Annotated in this window: 11 protein-coding genes and 1 pseudogene; 5 read left to right on the top strand and 7 right to left on the bottom strand. The window is 64.6% G+C overall.

Annotated elements, in window-relative coordinates:
• Positions 1-2: 2 nt before the first annotated feature.
• Positions 3-332, bottom strand: coding sequence for a DUF6949 family protein (locus tag H8A95_RS09365; RefSeq protein ID WP_229182900.1), 330 nt, complete (start codon positions 330-332; stop codon positions 3-5).
• Between the two features lie 220 nt (positions 333-552).
• On the opposite strand from H8A95_RS09365, the gene H8A95_RS09360 reads away from it, so the two are divergent.
• Positions 553-1,263, top strand: a complete 711-nt coding sequence (locus H8A95_RS09360; protein ID WP_229182895.1) for a hypothetical protein — start codon at positions 553-555, stop codon at positions 1,261-1,263.
• A 108-nt stretch (positions 1,264-1,371) separates the two neighbouring features.
• Here H8A95_RS09360 and H8A95_RS09355 read toward each other — a convergent pair whose 3' ends face one another.
• Together H8A95_RS09355 and cysE are read right to left on the bottom strand one after the other, a co-directional pair.
• The gene (locus H8A95_RS09355) at positions 1,372-1,590 is read right to left on the bottom strand and encodes a DUF3126 family protein (protein ID WP_163161378.1); all 219 of its coding nucleotides are present in this window, start codon (positions 1,588-1,590) and stop codon (positions 1,372-1,374) included.
• A 137-nt stretch (positions 1,591-1,727) separates the two neighbouring features.
• The gene (cysE, locus tag H8A95_RS09350; protein WP_229182894.1) at positions 1,728-2,555 is read right to left on the bottom strand and encodes a serine O-acetyltransferase; all 828 of its coding nucleotides are present in this window, start codon (positions 2,553-2,555) and stop codon (positions 1,728-1,730) included.
• Between the two features lie 197 nt (positions 2,556-2,752).
• Here cysE and H8A95_RS09345 point away from each other — a divergent pair.
• A pseudogene (locus H8A95_RS09345) lies at positions 2,753-4,129 on the top strand (hypothetical protein); the annotation flags it as partial.
• A 15-nt stretch (positions 4,130-4,144) separates the two neighbouring features.
• On the opposite strand, the gene H8A95_RS09340 reads toward H8A95_RS09345, so the two are convergent.
• Together H8A95_RS09340 and H8A95_RS09335 are read right to left on the bottom strand one after the other, a co-directional pair.
• Positions 4,145-4,897: an alpha/beta fold hydrolase gene (locus tag H8A95_RS09340; RefSeq protein ID WP_229182893.1), complete on the bottom strand. Its 753-nt coding sequence runs from the start codon at positions 4,895-4,897 to the stop codon at positions 4,145-4,147.
• A 70-nt stretch (positions 4,898-4,967) separates the two neighbouring features.
• Complete coding sequence (locus H8A95_RS09335) at positions 4,968-6,101, bottom strand: hypothetical protein (protein ID WP_229182892.1); 1,134 nt, start codon at positions 6,099-6,101, stop codon at positions 4,968-4,970.
• Between the two features lie 249 nt (positions 6,102-6,350).
• Here H8A95_RS09335 and H8A95_RS09330 point away from each other — a divergent pair, with 249 nt between their 5' ends.
• The gene (locus tag H8A95_RS09330) at positions 6,351-6,596 is read left to right on the top strand and encodes a zinc-finger domain-containing protein (RefSeq protein ID WP_018272338.1); all 246 of its coding nucleotides are present in this window, start codon (positions 6,351-6,353) and stop codon (positions 6,594-6,596) included.
• Between the two features lie 7 nt (positions 6,597-6,603).
• Entirely contained in the window at positions 6,604-7,806 is a 1,203-nt protein-coding gene (locus H8A95_RS09325; protein WP_229182891.1) for an FAD-dependent monooxygenase, read from the top strand.
• A gap of 63 nt (positions 7,807-7,869) precedes the next feature.
• On the opposite strand, the gene H8A95_RS09320 is transcribed toward H8A95_RS09325, so the two are convergent.
• Complete coding sequence (locus H8A95_RS09320; protein ID WP_229182890.1) at positions 7,870-8,301, bottom strand: twin-arginine translocation pathway signal; 432 nt, start codon at positions 8,299-8,301, stop codon at positions 7,870-7,872.
• Between the two features lie 1,954 nt (positions 8,302-10,255).
• On the opposite strand from H8A95_RS09320, the gene H8A95_RS09315 reads away from it, so the two are divergent.
• Positions 10,256-10,714 (top strand): very short patch repair endonuclease, encoded by a 459-nt coding sequence (locus H8A95_RS09315; RefSeq protein WP_274617395.1) that lies wholly within the window; start codon positions 10,256-10,258, stop codon positions 10,712-10,714.
• On the opposite strand, the gene H8A95_RS09310 is transcribed toward H8A95_RS09315, so the two are convergent.
• On the bottom strand, positions 10,689-16,355 hold the full coding sequence (locus H8A95_RS09310; RefSeq protein WP_229182888.1) for a DEAD/DEAH box helicase: 5,667 nt from the start codon (positions 16,353-16,355) through the stop codon (positions 10,689-10,691). The two genes, H8A95_RS09315 and H8A95_RS09310, sit on opposite strands and share 26 nt — an antisense overlap.
• Positions 16,356-16,360: the final 5 nt, after the last annotated feature.

The following is a 16,360-nucleotide window of genomic DNA, read 5'->3' as shown; positions in this document are numbered from 1 at the left end:
GATCAGCCGAGCACGCCCGCCGCGCGCAGCGTCATCATGAAGAAGGTGCCCGACATCAGGCTCCAGAAGCCGGAGATGACGGTTGCCATCATCACGAACTCGAAGCGGCGGCGCTCGATGCGCGCGCCGCGCAGCGTGTTGCGCATGATGATGAAGGGTGCGGCGAAGACCAGAAACGGGACAGCGGCGAAGGTCTTCGGCGCCACGCCCTCTTGCAGCAGGCCGAAGCCCGCCGGGCGCTCCGCCATCGCCTGATAACCGTTGGCCAGTGCGCCGGCGAACGCGAAGCCGATGAAGAGGGAGAACAGGGAATTCAAGGTATCAGGCGACATCGGAACTTCCGCTACGCAACAAGCCACTCGCTCCTGCTTCGCAGAATTGGCGGCCAGCCGCCACATCATCCTTAAGGAAAGGTTAACCGGCGGCGCCTGGCGCTGCGTTTGCGCATGGCCATTCGCTGAGGGATTCCTTTGGAATCGTACGGAAATTCCGCGCCGCGTGGCATATTCGGCAGGTGATTCGGCCACCCTCGACCTGGTCTTTGCCTCGTTCATGACGCTTCTCTCGACGGCCCAGCATCTCGCCCGCGACACCCGCCGCAACCCGCGCGCGCACCTCGTTCCGATCATCGCCTCAGCGGTCATCGCGGCCTGTGCGATTGCGCTCGTCGCCTATCTGTTGTGGCCAACGTATACGACCGTCCCGCCGAGCGACCCGTCGCGGCTGCCGGTGAGCGTCGGCGGCACGCTGTTCAACGTGCCGACCATGGCCGTGCGCATGAAGATCCAGCGCCATTCCGGGCCGCAGGAGCGCGTCGACCTGAGCTTCCTCTATCCGTCGCTGGAGGCGCCTGCCGCCCCGAAGCACTACAGCGCCGATACGGTCGAGGACAAGGTGCAGCCGATCGACAGGATTTTCGTGTCGATCGCAGCCCACCACGATTCACTGGCGCCGGAGATGCGGCTGCGTACGATCTATCCGCGCTATCTGGACGAGCGCGCGAATACCGACGACGGCTTGACGACACGCGCGTTCCGCGACGGCACGCCCTATGGCGGCGAGGACCTGTTCACTGCGACCGAGCCGCAGCTCGCCGCGCGCTGCACGCGCGATACATCGACGCCCGGCATGTGCCTGAGCGAGCAGCGCATCGAGGGCGCCGATCTGACCTTCCGCTTTCCGCGCAGCTGGCTCGTGCAATGGCGCGACATCGCCACCGCGATGAACCGCCTCTCCGCGCAGATGCACAGCGCGAAGGGATGACTTGCGCCGTCATTGCGAGCGAAGCGAAGCAATCCATATTTCCGCGAGCGGTGACATGGATTGCTTCGTCGCTTCGCTCCTCGCAATGACGAACTTGGGCAAGGCTCTTCAGCCTTGCTCGCTCAGGTCTTCTTCCAGAATGGCCATCTGGAACTGGAACGAGCGATCATCGTCCTCGTCGTCGACGAACAGCACGCCGATGAACTCCTCGCCGATATAGACCTCGGCGGAGTCGTCCTTCTTGGGCCGCGGCACAACGCGGATCTTGGGATTGCTGAACACGCGTTTGAGATACGCGTCGAGCTTCCTGACTTCCTGAACGTCCACTGCCGTCTCCAATCGATCGATGATTTTCGGGGGAGTTTTAGGACGAGACGGCAAAGATCGCCAGAGCCTTTTCAGGCTTTGGCGACGTGATGTTGCGCACACGCTAAAGCGTGCCGCCGATCAGAAAGCGAATGAAATCAAAGCCCGATCGCATTGAGCATCTGGTCCATGGTGCGCGACGGCTCGGCACAGCCGGCCTCGCCGACGATTTTCGCCGGCACGCCCGCAACCGTGACGTTGTGCGGCACGGGCTTGACCACGACCGAGCCCGCCGCGATGCGCGCACAATGACCGATCTCGATATTGCCGAGGATCTTGGCGCCAGCGCCGATCAGCACGCCGTGGCGGATCTTCGGATGGCGATCCTCGTTCTCCTTGCCGGTGCCGCCGAGCGTGACGCCATGCAGGATCGAGACGTCGTCATCGATGACGGCGGTCTCGCCGCAGACGAAACCGGTGGCGTGATCGAGGAAGATGCCGCGGCCGATCCTGGCCGCCGGGTTGATGTCGGTCTGGAACACCGCCGACGAGCGGCTCTGCAGGTAGAAGGCAAAATCGTTGCGGCCCTTCTGAAAGAGCCAGTGCGCGAGACGATGGGTCTGCAGCGCGTGAAAGCCCTTGAAGTAGAGCAAGGGGTCGATGAAGCGCGACGTCGCAGGATCGCGGTCATAGACGGCGACGAGGTCGGCGCGGAAGGCGTTGCCGAGATCGGGCTCGTCGCGCAGCGCCTCGCTATAGGTCTGGCGGATCAGGTCGCCCGACAGCGCGGCGTGATCGAGCCGCTCGGCAATGCGATGGACCACCGAATCTTCCAGGCGCTCATGATGCAGCACGGTCGCATAGATGAAGGTTGCGAGCTCAGGCTCGCGCCGCAGGATATCTTCCGCCTCGCCGCGGATCCGCTCCCAGATCGGATCGAGCGAAGCCAGCTTCGCACCCTGCGGATTGACCTGATGAACTGCCATAGCTGCTCTCGCAATTCGGTTGTTCTGACGTGCGTTATAGCACGATGGACCCAGCGCGTCCCGGGAAGGCTTAGCACGGTAAACCCCAGCCGAACGCTCCCCGGACCGGCGTCTAGGGGAATTGGTCGGGATTTTGCCGAAATCAAGCCGTGCGTCTGCAACTATTGGCGGATTTCGTCCGCAGTGTGGTTTTGGGCATGGTCGGCCCCAATAAAGGGGGAAACATCATCAATACCCGGAGTCTACGGGCCCGCCTGACCGATGCCCGGTCGGTCTGGGTCGCCACCATTGCCATCCCCCTGCTCCTGCTCGCCCCTGCCTTCTGGAACGGCTATCCGCTGCTCCAGTGGGATACCGGCGGCTATCTGGCGCGCTGGTACGAGGGCTATCTGGTGCCGAGCCGGTCCACCGTGTTCGGCATCTACCTCCATCTCGGCGAAGCATCGGGCTTCTGGTTCAACCTCGGCGTCCAGACGCTGGCGACGCTGTGGATCCTGCAGCTGACGCTGCGCGTGCTCGACCTCGCTCGCCCGGTCCGGCTGATCGCGATAAGCCTCGCGCTGATCGCGACCACCGCGCTGCCATGGCTCGCAAGCATGCTGCTGACCGACATCTTTGCCGGCCTTTCGGTGCTCGCGCTCTTCATCCTCGTGCTCTGCGGTGACAGGATCTCGACGCTGGAGAAGGCGGTGCTGTTTGGCTTCACCGCGTTTTCGGCCGCCACACACAGCGCGACGCTCGCGGTGCTGCTTGGCCTGTGCTGCGTCGGCTGGATGATGCGTCCGTGGCTCGGCCGCCGCATCCCGGTCGCAAGCCTCGTGCAAGGCAGCCTCACCACCGTCGCGGGTGCCGCGATGCTGCTGGCGGCGAATTTCGCGCTGTCCGGACAGCTCGCCTGGACACCCGGCGGCATCGGCGTCGCCTTCGGCCGCATGCTGCAGGATGGCATCGTCACGCAATATCTGCGTGACAACTGCGCGAAGGAGAACCTGAAGCTCTGCCCCTATCGCAACGAGTTGCCGCCGACCGCCGATGACTTCCTGTGGGGCCACAGCATGTTCAACACGCTCGGCCGCTTCAAGGGACTGAACGACGAGATGGGCTACATCGTGCAGCGTTCGCTGGCCGAATATCCGGAATGGCAGGCCAAGGCGGCGCTGACCGCAACCGTCGACCAGCTGATGCATGTCGCAACCGGCGAAGGCACCAGTGGCTGGATCCCGCACACCTACGGCATCATCGAGCGCTACATTCCCGCGCAGGTAGCGCCGATGCGCGCGGCGCGGCAGCAAAAATGGCATCTCGACTTCACCGCCATCAACCGCATCCACGTGCCGGTCGCGCTGGCCTCGATGCTGCTGGTCGTGCTGCTGTTCGGCCGCGGGCTGTGGCAGCGACGGCTCGACGATCTGACGCTATTGGCGGGCACGATCACGCTCGCTCTGCTCGGCAATGCCGTCATCTGCGGCGTGATCTCGGGGCCGCACGACCGCTACGGCGCGCGCATGGTGTGGGTCGCGACCTTCGTGGTGCTGATCGCGGCTACGCGCGCCTTTGCCAGGGACGATGACGAGAACGTTGCCGACGGGCTATTCTCGCCGCGACAGGAAGTCGATGACCCCGGTCTTGTAGACCTTGTCGCCGACCGCCCGCATGTGGTCGCGGTTCGGAATGTCGAGCACCTCCGACCCCGGAATGACCCGGCCGAGCGCTGACGCCGAGCCCGCGATCTCGTCCTTGCTGCCGACCGCGATCAGAACCGGCACGCGGATGCCGGCCGCCTCCTCGCGCGTCATCAACCGGCGCGAGCCGCGCAGGCAGGCCGCGAGCGCGCGGCGGTCGGAGCGGGTCTGATCGGCAAAGGCGCGGAAGGTGCGCCCGACCGGATCGGTGACATCGTCGAGCGACGGCGCCTCCAGCGCCAGCGCGACGGCCTCGCCGGGACCGCCGCCCTCGATCAGCCCGATGCCGATGCCCCCCAGGATCGCCGAGCGCACCCGATCGGAATGTTCGCGCGCCAGGATCGCGGTCATCCGCGAGCCCAGCGAATATCCCATGATGTCGGCGCGCGCGATTCCGAGATGATCCATCAGCGCGATCACGTCGCTTGCCATGGTCGCGATCTCGTACTGCTCGACGTCGTAGAGCTTGGCGGATTCACCGTGGCCGCGATTGTCCAGCGCGATGACGCGACGGCCGGCCTTGACGAGATCCGACACCCAGGTCGGATAGATCCAGTTGACGTTCTTGCTCGAGGCAAAGCCGTGCACGAGCACGATCGGCTCGCCGTCGCCTTCGTCGATATAGGCAATCTCAACATCGCCGTGATGGAAACTCGGCATCATCCATTCCGTTTTTTCTTGGGATCGGGATTTGGGATTGGGGATTTGCGATCGACCGGCGACCGCAAGTTTAGCCCTGAACGGGCATACTCGCCAGAGTAGCTGTGGCGGCCAGCTGCCGCTTCAGGCGCAACGCCTTGCGTCGTCGGAGCCACCACGCCGTGGTCCGCTCGGTGGTGGCCTTGATCGACGACAGGAAGCCGAACAGCGCAAGCAGCGCGCCGAACAGCCACATGGATAGATTGAATGCACCCGCCGCCAGCAGCAGCGCGCCGCGGCCAAGCAGCTTCAGGATCGCGCGGGTCTGGCCGCCCTTCGCCTCGGCGATGCGGGCCGCACGCGCGATCTCCTGCGGGTTCTCCGCGACCTTGAGCGTGTCCCGCGCGGCGCGAACCCCGGCCGCCTCGCCGATCCGTCCGACGTCCTTGGCGACGCGCACCAATGCGCCGGCTTTCTCGGCGCGGAATGCCGCGCGGATCGCGGTTGCAGTTTCCGCAGGCCGAAGCACCGAGCCGGATGCGACCGCCTCGCGCAGCGCCGGCTGGTCGACGACCTCGCGCGTCGAGCGTCCGGCCCATTCGATCATGCCCTCGCTCAGCCGTCCGGCCTTGCGCGTATCCTTGACCAGCGTCAGCCCGGCACGCAGCGGCGCGGCGCCGCCGACCGAAACATAAGTCGCGGCGGTCACGGCAAGCCCGGCGGCGGCAAGGCCAAGCACCAGCTGGTCGGTGTCCTCGCCCATCACGAGGTGCTTGCCCTCGCGCACGACGTCCCTGACATCACCGAACACGAACAGGTCGCCCGCGACCGTGCCGGAGAGGCTTGCGATATCGTCGGCATTGCCGGTCACGAGCCCGGTGGCGAACCCTTTGGCGAAATGCGTGGTGGATGACTGTTCGGCACGCGCGTCGTCGACGCGCCTTGTGAGCTCATCATTGAGCGCGATCTTCTTCTCGCTCGCGAGCGCGACAAAGCTCGTCGCAAGGTCGGCATCGCCGGCTGCGAGTGCCGCCTCGATATTGTCGGAGATCAACGCCGGGTTGTTGCGCAGGACGGAATTGAGCCTGAGGTCGGCGAGCGCGGCCGGATCGTCCCGCGCTGACAGCAGCGCGCCAGCGTCACGGGCATGCGGCCAAATGGCCGCGCCCACCGCAGCGCTCGCAGCCAGGCCGGCCACCGCAAGACTGAGGCGCACCCCGTTCATTCCGCTGGAAATCTCACGTTTAAGTCGCCTTGTTCAAGTCGCTGTGGAAATAGTGTGCCGTTTTTGAGACACAACGGCTCCGACCAAAGAAGGGCTTCTCTGGGACGACAAGATTGTGTCGAATTTGCATGAGCAAATGAGCCATCGGGGCTCTAGGAATCAACTGTTCCCGCCAGTATGGTGCGCGGCATTTCACGATGCCGCATGCTATTGATTGCGTCTGCCCATCGTTGCCACCAAGGTGAGAATATGTCCGACCACGTCGTCCCGCACTTCCATAACGATGCCGGTGTCTCGGTGATCGAGATCGGATCGCAGGAGTTCATGTGCGTGGGCGCCAACCCGCCGTTCGACCATCCGCACGTGTTCCTCGACCTCGGCAACGACAACGAGATCATCTGCCCGTATTGCTCGACGCTCTATCGTTTCGCATCCGACCTCGCCGCCGGCGAAGCGCGGCCACCGGAATGCGTGCTGAAAGACAAGGTCGCCTGACCGTTCCGTGGCGCTGACGCGAACCGTCATCGTTGCCGGCGCCGGAATCGGAGGACTGACGGCGTCGCTGACACTGGCGGCACAAGGCTTTCGCGTCGTGGTGCTGGAGAAGGCCGAGCGGCTCGAGGAAGCCGGCGCCGGCATCCAGCTCTCTCCCAACGCCAGCCGCATCCTGGTCGAGCTCGGGCTCAAGGAACCGCTTGCGCGGCGCGCGGTCACGCCGGAATCCGTCAACATCCTGAGCGCGCGCGCCGGTGGCGAGATCGCACGCATGCCGCTCGGCCAGGCCGCCGAGTTCCGCGCCGGCGCTCCCTATTGGGTGATCCACCGCGCCGATCTGCAGGCCGCGTTGCAGGCCGCCGTCAACGACCATCCCGATATCGACCTGCGGCTCGGCTGCCAGTTCGAGGATGTGACCAAGCACGCCAAGGGCCTGACGGTCGTGCAGCGCCGCGGCAATTCACGCCAGGAGGAATTGGCCGTTGCGCTGATCGGCGCCGACGGCATCTGGTCGTCGGTGCGTGGACATTTGTTTCCAGATGTACAGCCGCAATTCTCCGGCCTGATCGCCTGGCGTGGCACGCTCGACGCAAACGCCCTGCCGCGTGAATACACCGCACCGCGCGTGCAACTGTGGATGGGGCCGGACGCCCATCTCGTGGCCTATCCGATCTCGGCCGGACGCCAGATCAATGTGGTCGCGATCGTATCAGGCACCTGGAACCGGCCGGGCTGGAGCGCGCCCGGCGAGATCAACGAGATCAAGGCTGCGTTCGCCACCGCGCGCTGGCCCGCGACGGCCCGGATGCTGATCGGCGCGGTCGATGGCTGGCGCAAATGGGCATTGTTCACCCTGCCCGACATCGGCCGCTGGAGCGAAGGCGCGGTGACGCTGCTCGGCGACGCCGCGCATGCGATGTTGCCGTTTGCCGCGCAAGGCGCCGGTATGGCGATCGAGGACGCGGCCGTGCTCGCAAAAGCGTTGAGCGACAGCACCGGGGAGAACACCGCAAATATTCCCGCCGCGCTGAAGCGCTACGCCCGGATGCGACGCGCGCGCGCGCTGAAGGTGCAGCGTATGGCGCGGCAGCAGGGCCGCATCTATCATTTGAGCGGACCGTTGGCGGTGGCGCGCGACCTTGCGATCCGCGCCATCGGTCCGCAGCGCATGCTGGCGCGGCAGGACTGGATCTACGACTGGCGCGCCTGAGCTGTCCGGCTGAGCGCGCCGTACCTGCGCGAACCGCAATCCGCTTTGCGCCAAGGCGCCGACTTAGTGGATGAGGCCTCGCGGTGCACGCGGGCCACTCGCCGCCGGCGTGGGCGCCACGGGTGCGGCCGCCGGAGCGTCTGGCGGGCTTTCATGGCACTTGTTGCTGCGCCAGGCCTGCTCCGCAAGCCGCTGCTGGGCGTGGATCGAGACCAGCTCGTTGCGATAGACCACCTCCGAGACCACGGTCCCGCCGACGCCGGTCTCCGCCTTGGCCATCAGCTTTTCCTGAGCCTCTGCGCGGCTCGCGAGGCCCTTGCGCTCGGTCTCGAGCTGCTTGCAATCATAGAGGTCGTATTTGGCGGGATCAGCGAACGCCGACGGCACGCTGTCGCCGATCTGTGCGCAGCCGGAAACGCCCGCGCCGGACGTGAGCAGCACAACAACGGCTGCCGCGCGCAGCAGATTCGGGCGGCGTGGGAAACGAACAGACATTCAGCTTACTTAATCCGACTGTGTTGAGATTGCCTAAAGCAGCCGCCGGTGTCCGGATTGAGGCCCAATCGCGGCGGCGCGCTGCTTATCCCAACGCTCGGCCGCCGACGCAAATGGAATTGCAGGCCGCAGCTTAAGCCTTTGAAAGCGCACTTGTTAGCACCGGATAATCGCAATTCCACTCTGCGCCCAAACGCGCTAGAAGTCGGCGCGCCTGGCGCAACGCGGACGTGGCGGAACTGGTAGACGCAAGGGACTTAAAATTCTTTGCACTCGTAGGAGATGCTAACGTTTTTTGGAAAACCTCCGCGCCACGCACAATCGAAAACAATGGAACGAAGCGTGATTTGGAAAACCACAAACTGGTAGTGCGGAAGTTATGGCTCGCACTCAGATTGCGGCCTACATCAATACTGATAAATCGAATTTTTGAATTCCTGGGCTGCTGAGCACAAGCCAGCCGAGGATAGCAACCTGCGCAAATTTTGCGCGTCTTCCCGACCCAGCCAGCGGTGTTCTCGCAGACGCGATCTGACCGGGAGCAGGCAGGACGGGATCGAATAGAGGTACAAAAATACCGCAATTTGCTTGATAAGTGAAATCCGAGGCGACATTTACCTCGCAAGATAATCTTGGCTATTCACCGAGAACAACCACCGCTTCTGCTGCACCGACTGTGCTCCACGCTGGAATTTGGCACTGGCTGGACTCGATTTTGGCACTCGCCATTCCACACTCTCGCGTGACGGCGACCGATCCCAGACGACGGGTCACTTTAGGCGCTTTGACGCGAGCTCGACTTCGCATAAGGCTGGTTGTGCGAATGCCGCGGTCAAGGAATTGGTCGCGCTTGTCGATCTTGGTTGGATCTGAGTCATTCGCGCTGGATTCGAGTCTGCACCCCTAGCGCTGCGCCTGCGGAACACGGCAGGGCGAACTCGTCGCGAGAGACACGGTTCGCGTAATGAACCTTATGCGAAAGCCCGCGAAGCGCCTTCATGGCGGTGTTATGCAAAATCCAAAACACTTTGCTTCTTGTCCAACTTGATTTGCTTCTTCCCTAAGGCCCCGCACCGGTTGTCTAAATCGGTCTCCAGAGCGTGGAATTTCTCAGGTTTGACGGGCCGATTATCTGCGGTTGCTTCGGCCTTATGGTCATTGTCCGAGGTCGGGACGATCGGCGTAAGTGGGCCGAGGCGTTCGGCACGGCGAGCGGTCTGGGCGGGTTAATGCAGCGCGGCGAGCTTCAGCAGATGCGAGCAGGCAGGAGATTGGCAGGGGCACCCTGCTCCATGCTTTCGTACAACGGCTCGTCACGCCGGCGGATCGAACCTCGTCTGGGCCTCAGCATCGTAGATGCGGATTCGGACCTTTGGGAAAGCGACGCTTGAGCTCGATGGCGCCATCCTCCGCGCCTTTCTTGGTGCTGAACTGCGACTTCAGTATTCCGTCGATTTCGATGGCATAACCGGTCTTCGGTAGTTCGATGTGTCGGCCGGGCATTGTTCGTTCGAGGTCCTGCGGTTGCCAGCGCGTGGTTAGGGTGAGTCGCTACGGCCGGACAAGGTGTCGGCACGGAAATATGGCATAAGCGGTCGCGATCCTTCCAAGGTCCCTCGGAGGTTCGGACGGTTGGCACGGGGGAACCCCCGCTGTCCGTGTCGTTCATCACTCCATGGTGGAGGGCCATCAAGCCAGCCTGGGCCCGCTAGAAGCCGCCGAGATCGCCTTCGAGGATCGCGAAGCCTGCGCCAAACCGTCGCGCGTCTTGAGCACCCCAGCCTGGCCGGCAGGCTGACCAGCCTCGTCGGGAAGCCGGCCGATCTGCTCGGAGCCGCCCTTCCCGCGGCCTCGAAAGCGCCTTCACCGACGGCTATGAGGACGGCCAATGGCAATCGATCGCAGAGCACCTGTCCGAGCACGTCCTAGGCGGCATCACCTGAAGGCCCGCAAATTGGCTGGGGCCGCGACGGGGCGTCCGAAGGATAGCTATCCGTCGCTTCGGTCGTGGACGATGGCGCAGATCCGCTCGAGGAACACGAAGCCGGAGATCGCCGTGCGCAAGGCCGCGCATGCGCTCGGGCTGCGCTTTCGGATCCACGACGCCAACCTTGCCGGCACGCCCGACCTGGTTTTTCCGCGATGGAAGACCGTCCTTTTCGTTCACGGATGCTTTTGGCACCTGCATCATTGCGAGCGCGCGCGCCTGCCGAAAACGAACGCGGACTACTGGACCGAGAAGCTCCAACGAAACGCGCGGCGGGACAAGGCGGCCCGCCGGCTTCTGAAGCGCTCCGGATGGCGAAGCGCCATCATCTGGGAATGTCAGGTGAAGGATGCGGCAAAGCTGGACCGCATCCTTCAACGACTTTTCGATCTGGCCGGGGCTAACCCGCGGCGGCGTTCGCGGTGAAGGGCGGCGCCGGTGGCCTCTCGCCGGCCATCTCGAGCGCGCGCAGCGGCCGGCGTTCGAGATCGAACGTGTCGAGCGTCCGGACGCCCGGGGACGCGACGCCCAGCTTGGTCAGGAGGGTCGGATCCGCGCGCCAGAGCGGATGGATCACGATCAGGCGCCTGTTGACCCGTCCCTGTCCGTCCGCTTCGACGAGGCATGGCAACCCCATCGGCCCCGCCCGCTCCGCACGCCAGAACCGGGGCCGCATCGAGGCGACCGATTCCGCCAGCGCATGCGCCTTCGGCAGCCAGCCCTTGAGCTCGGGATCGGTATCAAAATTCCCATCGAGACCGCACTGGAAGCCGGGGTCAATCATGGCGCGCAGGTAGGCCAAGCCGAGCCGCCAGTCCAGGAGCGGATGATACCGGCGGTTCTGGTATTGCTGGATGCACATGTAGCAGGACGTGTTGCACTGCGCCTCGTGATCGGCGTCCATGAAGTCGACGAGCGGCCACTCGTTCTTTGCGGTCAGTATCTCCTCGATCATGCGCGCGATGTCCGGACGTCCCCCGGCGTCGGCCTGGCAAAGCCGGCGGCAAAGTCCGGACCCGTTGATCAGAGTATCGGCGATCTGCAGCAGCGGCCGGCCGTGCCGCAGCCGCGGCTCAAGGGCTTCAAACTCGTCGGGCGCGACATCGAGCTCGAGCGCGGCCTTCTGCACTAGAAGATGCGTCGCGCTGATCGCCGCCGCCCTCGCGGCGATGTGCGTTCGCTCGCCGGCCTTCGCGACGAGGTCGATGTTCAGCCGCTGGTTGAACTTCCTCGCCTCGACGAAGACGGCGTCGGTGGCCTTCCTCGCGAAGAGCCCGAACTGCCCCACGCCGTCGTCGGTTTTCAGGAAACGCATGTTCTTGCGGTCGATGGAGACTTCCTGGTCGATCGCCTGCATCGGCAATTGCAAGCTCTTCCGGAATTGAACCACCTCCTGGTCGGTCATGAGGTCGACGGTAAAGAGCTCCTGCTCGCCCAGCTCGTTCGGGCGGCCGTCGTTCAACTGCATGATGGTCGTGCCGGCGCCGGCATGGACCCGGATGCTGCCGACGTCCTGCGGCTTGCCCTCGCGGGCGACCGTCGCGACGGTCCTGGTGGACATGATGCCGATCTCGTCGAGGTCGCCGGCCTCCGGCCTGAAGTCGGTCCTGAACGCCGTCGGAGAGATGTAGTGACGGAAGTCGGCCGGAAGCAGATCGCCGTGGCAGTCGTCGCACCGGACGGCGCCGGCTGGAGCCTCGCGCTCATGCGTGGCGGCGCCGCACGCAAGGCACGATCCCACGTACCCGTACTCGCTGATCCAACTTGTCATCGGAGGATGGACGACGATCTTGTTTCCCCGCCTTTCGGGATCGATGAGATTGCCGGTGAAGCCGACCACCTTGTGCTTCTGCTTGTCCTTGACGAGCATGCTGCCGGGTGCGAACTCGAAGATAGCCATGTCGAGATCGCGGTCCATCGACAGCCACGACAGCTCTTCCTCGGAGCCAGCCCCTTTGGTGCGCATCTTCAGGTAAAGCTCGCGCACGCGCGTCGGCATTCCGTACATGGGCAACAGGCCCTGCTCGGCCAGGAATTGCGCCAGGCCCGCGCTGTCGCGCGGGGCCGCCTCCCTCTTTGACATGATCTCGGCGATGAGCTTCTCCGGCGTCGCCTCGGCGAGAAGCCTCTTCCGTTGAGCCGCATCGAGCACCGCGGAGTTCACGAACCGGTCCCGGATCTCCTGCGTCTGGCGCAAGCCCTGCAGCAGCCTGTCCGGCCACAAGGAGCCGGCCTCGTAGAAGGGCCCGGTCGGAACGTATTCGCCGTGGACGTCGGGCGGCACGAGATCGTCGCCCGGGAAAGGCTCGCCGCGGGTTATGCAGTCGTCCCTCACCACGGCGAAGGCGGCACGCAGCCAGACCTTTCGAAGGAGCCTGTGCGGGATGGGGTCGTGGTCCACCGCAAGGAACGGAGGCGGCGGCGCGTCGCCGGTGATCGACTCCGGATGTCGGAAGTAGAAGGCGTCGTGGCTGCGACCGCGGCAGAAGGTCGTGACGAAGGAGAACGCCTGGCCGCGGCGGCCTGCGCGGCCGACGCGCTGCTGATAGTTGAACCGCTGCGGCGGCATGTTCGCCTGGTAGACCGTCTGCAGCGACCCGATGTCGATGCCCACCTCCATCGTGGTGGTCACCGACAGCATGTCGATCTCTTCGGCGAGCCGCCCGACCTCGTTGGTCTGCCCGACGAAGATGTCCTTGAAGCGACGCAGGCGATCGGAGAAATCCTCGGTCTGTCCGCTCAGCTCCTCGCATTTCAGGCGGAAGCGCTTGATGCCTTGGCCGCTGCCGCGGACGATGCGCCGGCCGAGAAAATTCGACTCCCACAAGCTCTCGACGGTTCCGGTCTGCGTGTCCGGCAACGGAAGATAACAGCGCGTGCAGATCTGCTCACCCCTGTGCAGGTGGACGCGTTCGCAGGATTCGCATCGCCAGAACGGATCGCCGGCCTCCGCCACGCGCAGATGGAGCTTGCCGATCTCGATGACCCCACCCTTGTGCCCAATCGACGCGAGATCGTCGAGAACCTGCTTCAAACCCGCGTCCACCGACGCGCCGAACACCTTGTTGGCGAACCGCCGGACCCTGTTCCTCTGCGGCACGACGCTCGGCTTGTCCCAGGTTAAGAAGTCGTGGCGGTCGAAAAATTTGCCCTCCCGGACCCTGGTCGCGCTCGCGAACACCCGCAGCCAGGCATCGAGCTTCCGGGACTCGTCCGTCGACTCGCGCGACAGCGACGGATAGGCAAGCCCCGTCTCCTCCAATGCGAAGAACGTGTTGGCGAAGATCACGTCCTCGACCAGCTCGTACTGGTTCTCCATGATCTTCTTCTCGAGATCGAGCCGCTGATCCGCCGCAAGACCCGGAGAAAAACGACTGACGCCTCCGGAGCGGGCGAAAGCGTTCCACCACGGCTTATCGCCGAACTCTTCCCGCCCGACCTCGTCGAACGGATGGATGCCGAGCCCGACGAACTCGGCCGTGATGCGTGAAAGCGCGTCGCCCCGGCTGCCGTACTGCAGGAGATAGTCGAGACGGATCTTCCTGGAGCCGAGGTCGATGTCCTTGAGCTCGTCGTCCATCTTGGTCCACTCGGCCATTCGCGCCATCATGGCCTTCATGTCGCCCTTGAGCTCGCCGAGAAGCCGCTGCCTTTCGTCATCGCTGACGTACTTCGCCTGCGCCTCCGCGAGACACTCCCGCGCGGCCGTAACCAGTATCTCTCGGCGAAGGTCCCGAAGATGCAGCCGCTCGATCTCCAGCGACTGGTTGGCGGCGTCCTGCCGGCTGTCGGAGAAGACGATGCTCTTCGCCTGAGCGCCGATCGCGTGCAGCAGCTCGAAGAGCTCGGTCGCGACCATCTGCGACGCCTTGCCGACGCCTGTCCTGAACGCGCGGATCGGAGAATTGGCCCGCCCGGTGCGCTTTCTGAGGGAATAGTCCGTGCCGCACTTCGGGCAGCAGAACGGCTGCGCCATCCTGAGCCGGACCTGCTTTCCCTTGGCGTTCTCCATTGCGTCGTCGGTCTGAAAATAGACGTAGCCGCCGACATGGCCGGCCGGAACGTCGTCGCGCTCGGTGACGGCTCCGGATGTCGGATCCAACGACGCTCGGTCCCAGCGATCGTAGCCGCGCTCCGAAGTCCGGGGCTCCGCTGTCTTGGGCCAGAACACCGCGAACTGCTCCCAAGTCATCTTGTCGTAGTATTCAGACCCGGTCTTCTCCGGGATGGCCTCCAGGTTCGCTGCAGAAGGCAGGAGCTCGGTGACCTTGGTGCTCCCGGAGGAGGATCCGCGCTGTCCGCCCAGCAAGAGCTCGCCGCAGGCTTCGCAGTAGAGAAGTTCGAAAAGTCGACGTCCCCGCACCTCGCCTTGGGCCGGCTTGCCGTGGGAGACGCCGCGCTCCATCGTGAGGTCCGCGATGCGGGCGCCGGCGTTTCCGAGATCGATCGATCCGAACAGACCCTCGACGTTCCGGATGAAGCCATGGAAGCGGAAAGAAGGCAGCCTAACCGGCGTCTCGGCTTCATGGCCGTCGCTTTCCGGAAGCGCGCGGGCGAGCAGAAGCCCGCGAAGCGCCTTCATGGCGGTGTTGGAGCCGAACAGCTTTTCCGCAAGTTTGTCGACGGCCGTCGCCCGCAAATTTCCGTCGACGATGCATGCGCTTGTCAGCATCTCGGCGGCGCGCACTGAAAGCTTAGGCACGAAATCTGCGTCTGCGGAGTCCAGGCCGATGGCTGCCGCGACGGACGCCAACGCGGCCTTCACTTCCTTCGTCGGCATGACGTCCCGGACGAGCCGCACGCCCTCCGGATCCGAGGCGTCCACGAGCATCTCGAAAGGCGCGGTCGGCAGCGTCGTCAGCTTGACCTGATCGAGGTGCGGCTTTCCGGGCACCACGCAGTCCAGCCAGAAGCCGATGTCCTGCTTGCCGGTGTCGGCCGGACCTACGCTCGTGCCGTACGGCGCGAACAGGTCGTGGAGATATTGCAGGCTGCGCTCCCTGTTGTCGCCGTCCAGCGGCAGCGACGCGCTGGAGGCCAGGATGCGGAGCTTGTGGAGCTTCTTCGGATCGTCGAGGCCCAAGCGCTGCAGCAGCGACTTGATGAGGAACGACACTTCCGTGCCGGCGGACCCGCGGACGAGATGGAGCTCGTCGACGACGAAGAACAGATATGCGTCCGGGTCGTTCGCCAGCCACTCCCGCGTAGCCTCGAAAACCTTGTCCTCGACCTCGCGCGACAGCATCGTCCCCAACATGGAGGCGTTGGTGACGAGAATGTCTGGCGGAGCGCGGTGCATGTCCCAGCGGCTCACCATCTCGCCGCCGTCCACGGACGGAAAGATGAAGCGCGTCGCATCCGGCGCTTTCTTGCCCGCTGCCGCGGCCTTCCGGCGTTCCTCCCGGTCGTGTTCTCGGGCGGCCTCCTGGTCGCTTTCGAACCGGCGCATGTCTTCGCGGAGCTGCTCGCCGCGTCTCGCACGCCTCGCCTTCTCCGCCTTGTCCTGGAACTTCCGCGGATGCTTCTCGTAGCCGGTGACCGGCGTAGCGCTCGTGTACTGTCCGAAGAAGATCCTGTTCCCGGCGAACCGCTCGTCCATCACGGCGCGGGCTTCGTCGGAATCCAACGTCCGGCGCAGACGCACCATCTGGTCGTCGACCAGAGCGTTCATCGGGTACAGGATGATGGCGCGCAGCGCCTTGGGCCGCTGCTGGCTTTCGTGGCGGCGCATCTGCACGAACGCGTCGCCACCCGCCCACCACCTCTCTTGCAGGAAGCCCGGCCCAGGAGCCGGCCACTTGACCGCCTCGTTGGCGATGGTCGCGAGGATCGGCAGCATGAAGCTCTCGGTCTTTCCCGAACCGGTGCCGGACGTGACGATCCCCGGCTGCCCGGGGCGTGAGCCGCGGAAAAGCATCTCGACCTGATGGATATAGGGGTTGTACTTCGACTCTCGCTTGACGGCGCCTTTCGAGTCCTTGCCGTCGAACAGGCCCGACAACGCCAGCTCCACGAACGCCTCACGCCCCTGCCGCGACAAATGGGAGAGGCGCGGATCGTCGATCACCTTCT

Source organism: Bradyrhizobium oropedii (genome assembly GCF_020889685.1).
GTDB classification, from domain to species: domain Bacteria; phylum Pseudomonadota; class Alphaproteobacteria; order Rhizobiales; family Xanthobacteraceae; genus Bradyrhizobium; species Bradyrhizobium oropedii.
Note: the sequence above shows the minus strand (reverse complement) of the source record. Positions and strands in the feature narration are given on the sequence as shown.

Bases quoted from the DNA above. Each gene is read 5' to 3' on its own strand.
- H8A95_RS09365 (WP_229182900.1), bottom strand. From the start codon at position 332: ATGTCGCCTGATACCTTGAATTCCCTGTTCTCCCTCTTCATCGGCTTC.
- H8A95_RS09360 (WP_229182895.1), top strand. From the start codon at position 553: ATGACGCTTCTCTCGACGGCCCAGCATCTCGCCCGCGACACCCGCCGC.
- cysE (WP_229182894.1), bottom strand. From the start codon at position 2,555: ATGGCAGTTCATCAGGTCAATCCGCAGGGTGCGAAGCTGGCTTCGCTC.
- H8A95_RS09340 (WP_229182893.1), bottom strand. From the start codon at position 4,897: ATGCCGAGTTTCCATCACGGCGATGTTGAGATTGCCTATATCGACGAA.
- H8A95_RS09335 (WP_229182892.1), bottom strand. From the start codon at position 6,101: ATGAACGGGGTGCGCCTCAGTCTTGCGGTGGCCGGCCTGGCTGCGAGC.
- H8A95_RS09330 (WP_018272338.1), top strand. From the start codon at position 6,351: ATGTCCGACCACGTCGTCCCGCACTTCCATAACGATGCCGGTGTCTCG.
- H8A95_RS09320 (WP_229182890.1), bottom strand. From the start codon at position 8,301: ATGTCTGTTCGTTTCCCACGCCGCCCGAATCTGCTGCGCGCGGCAGCC.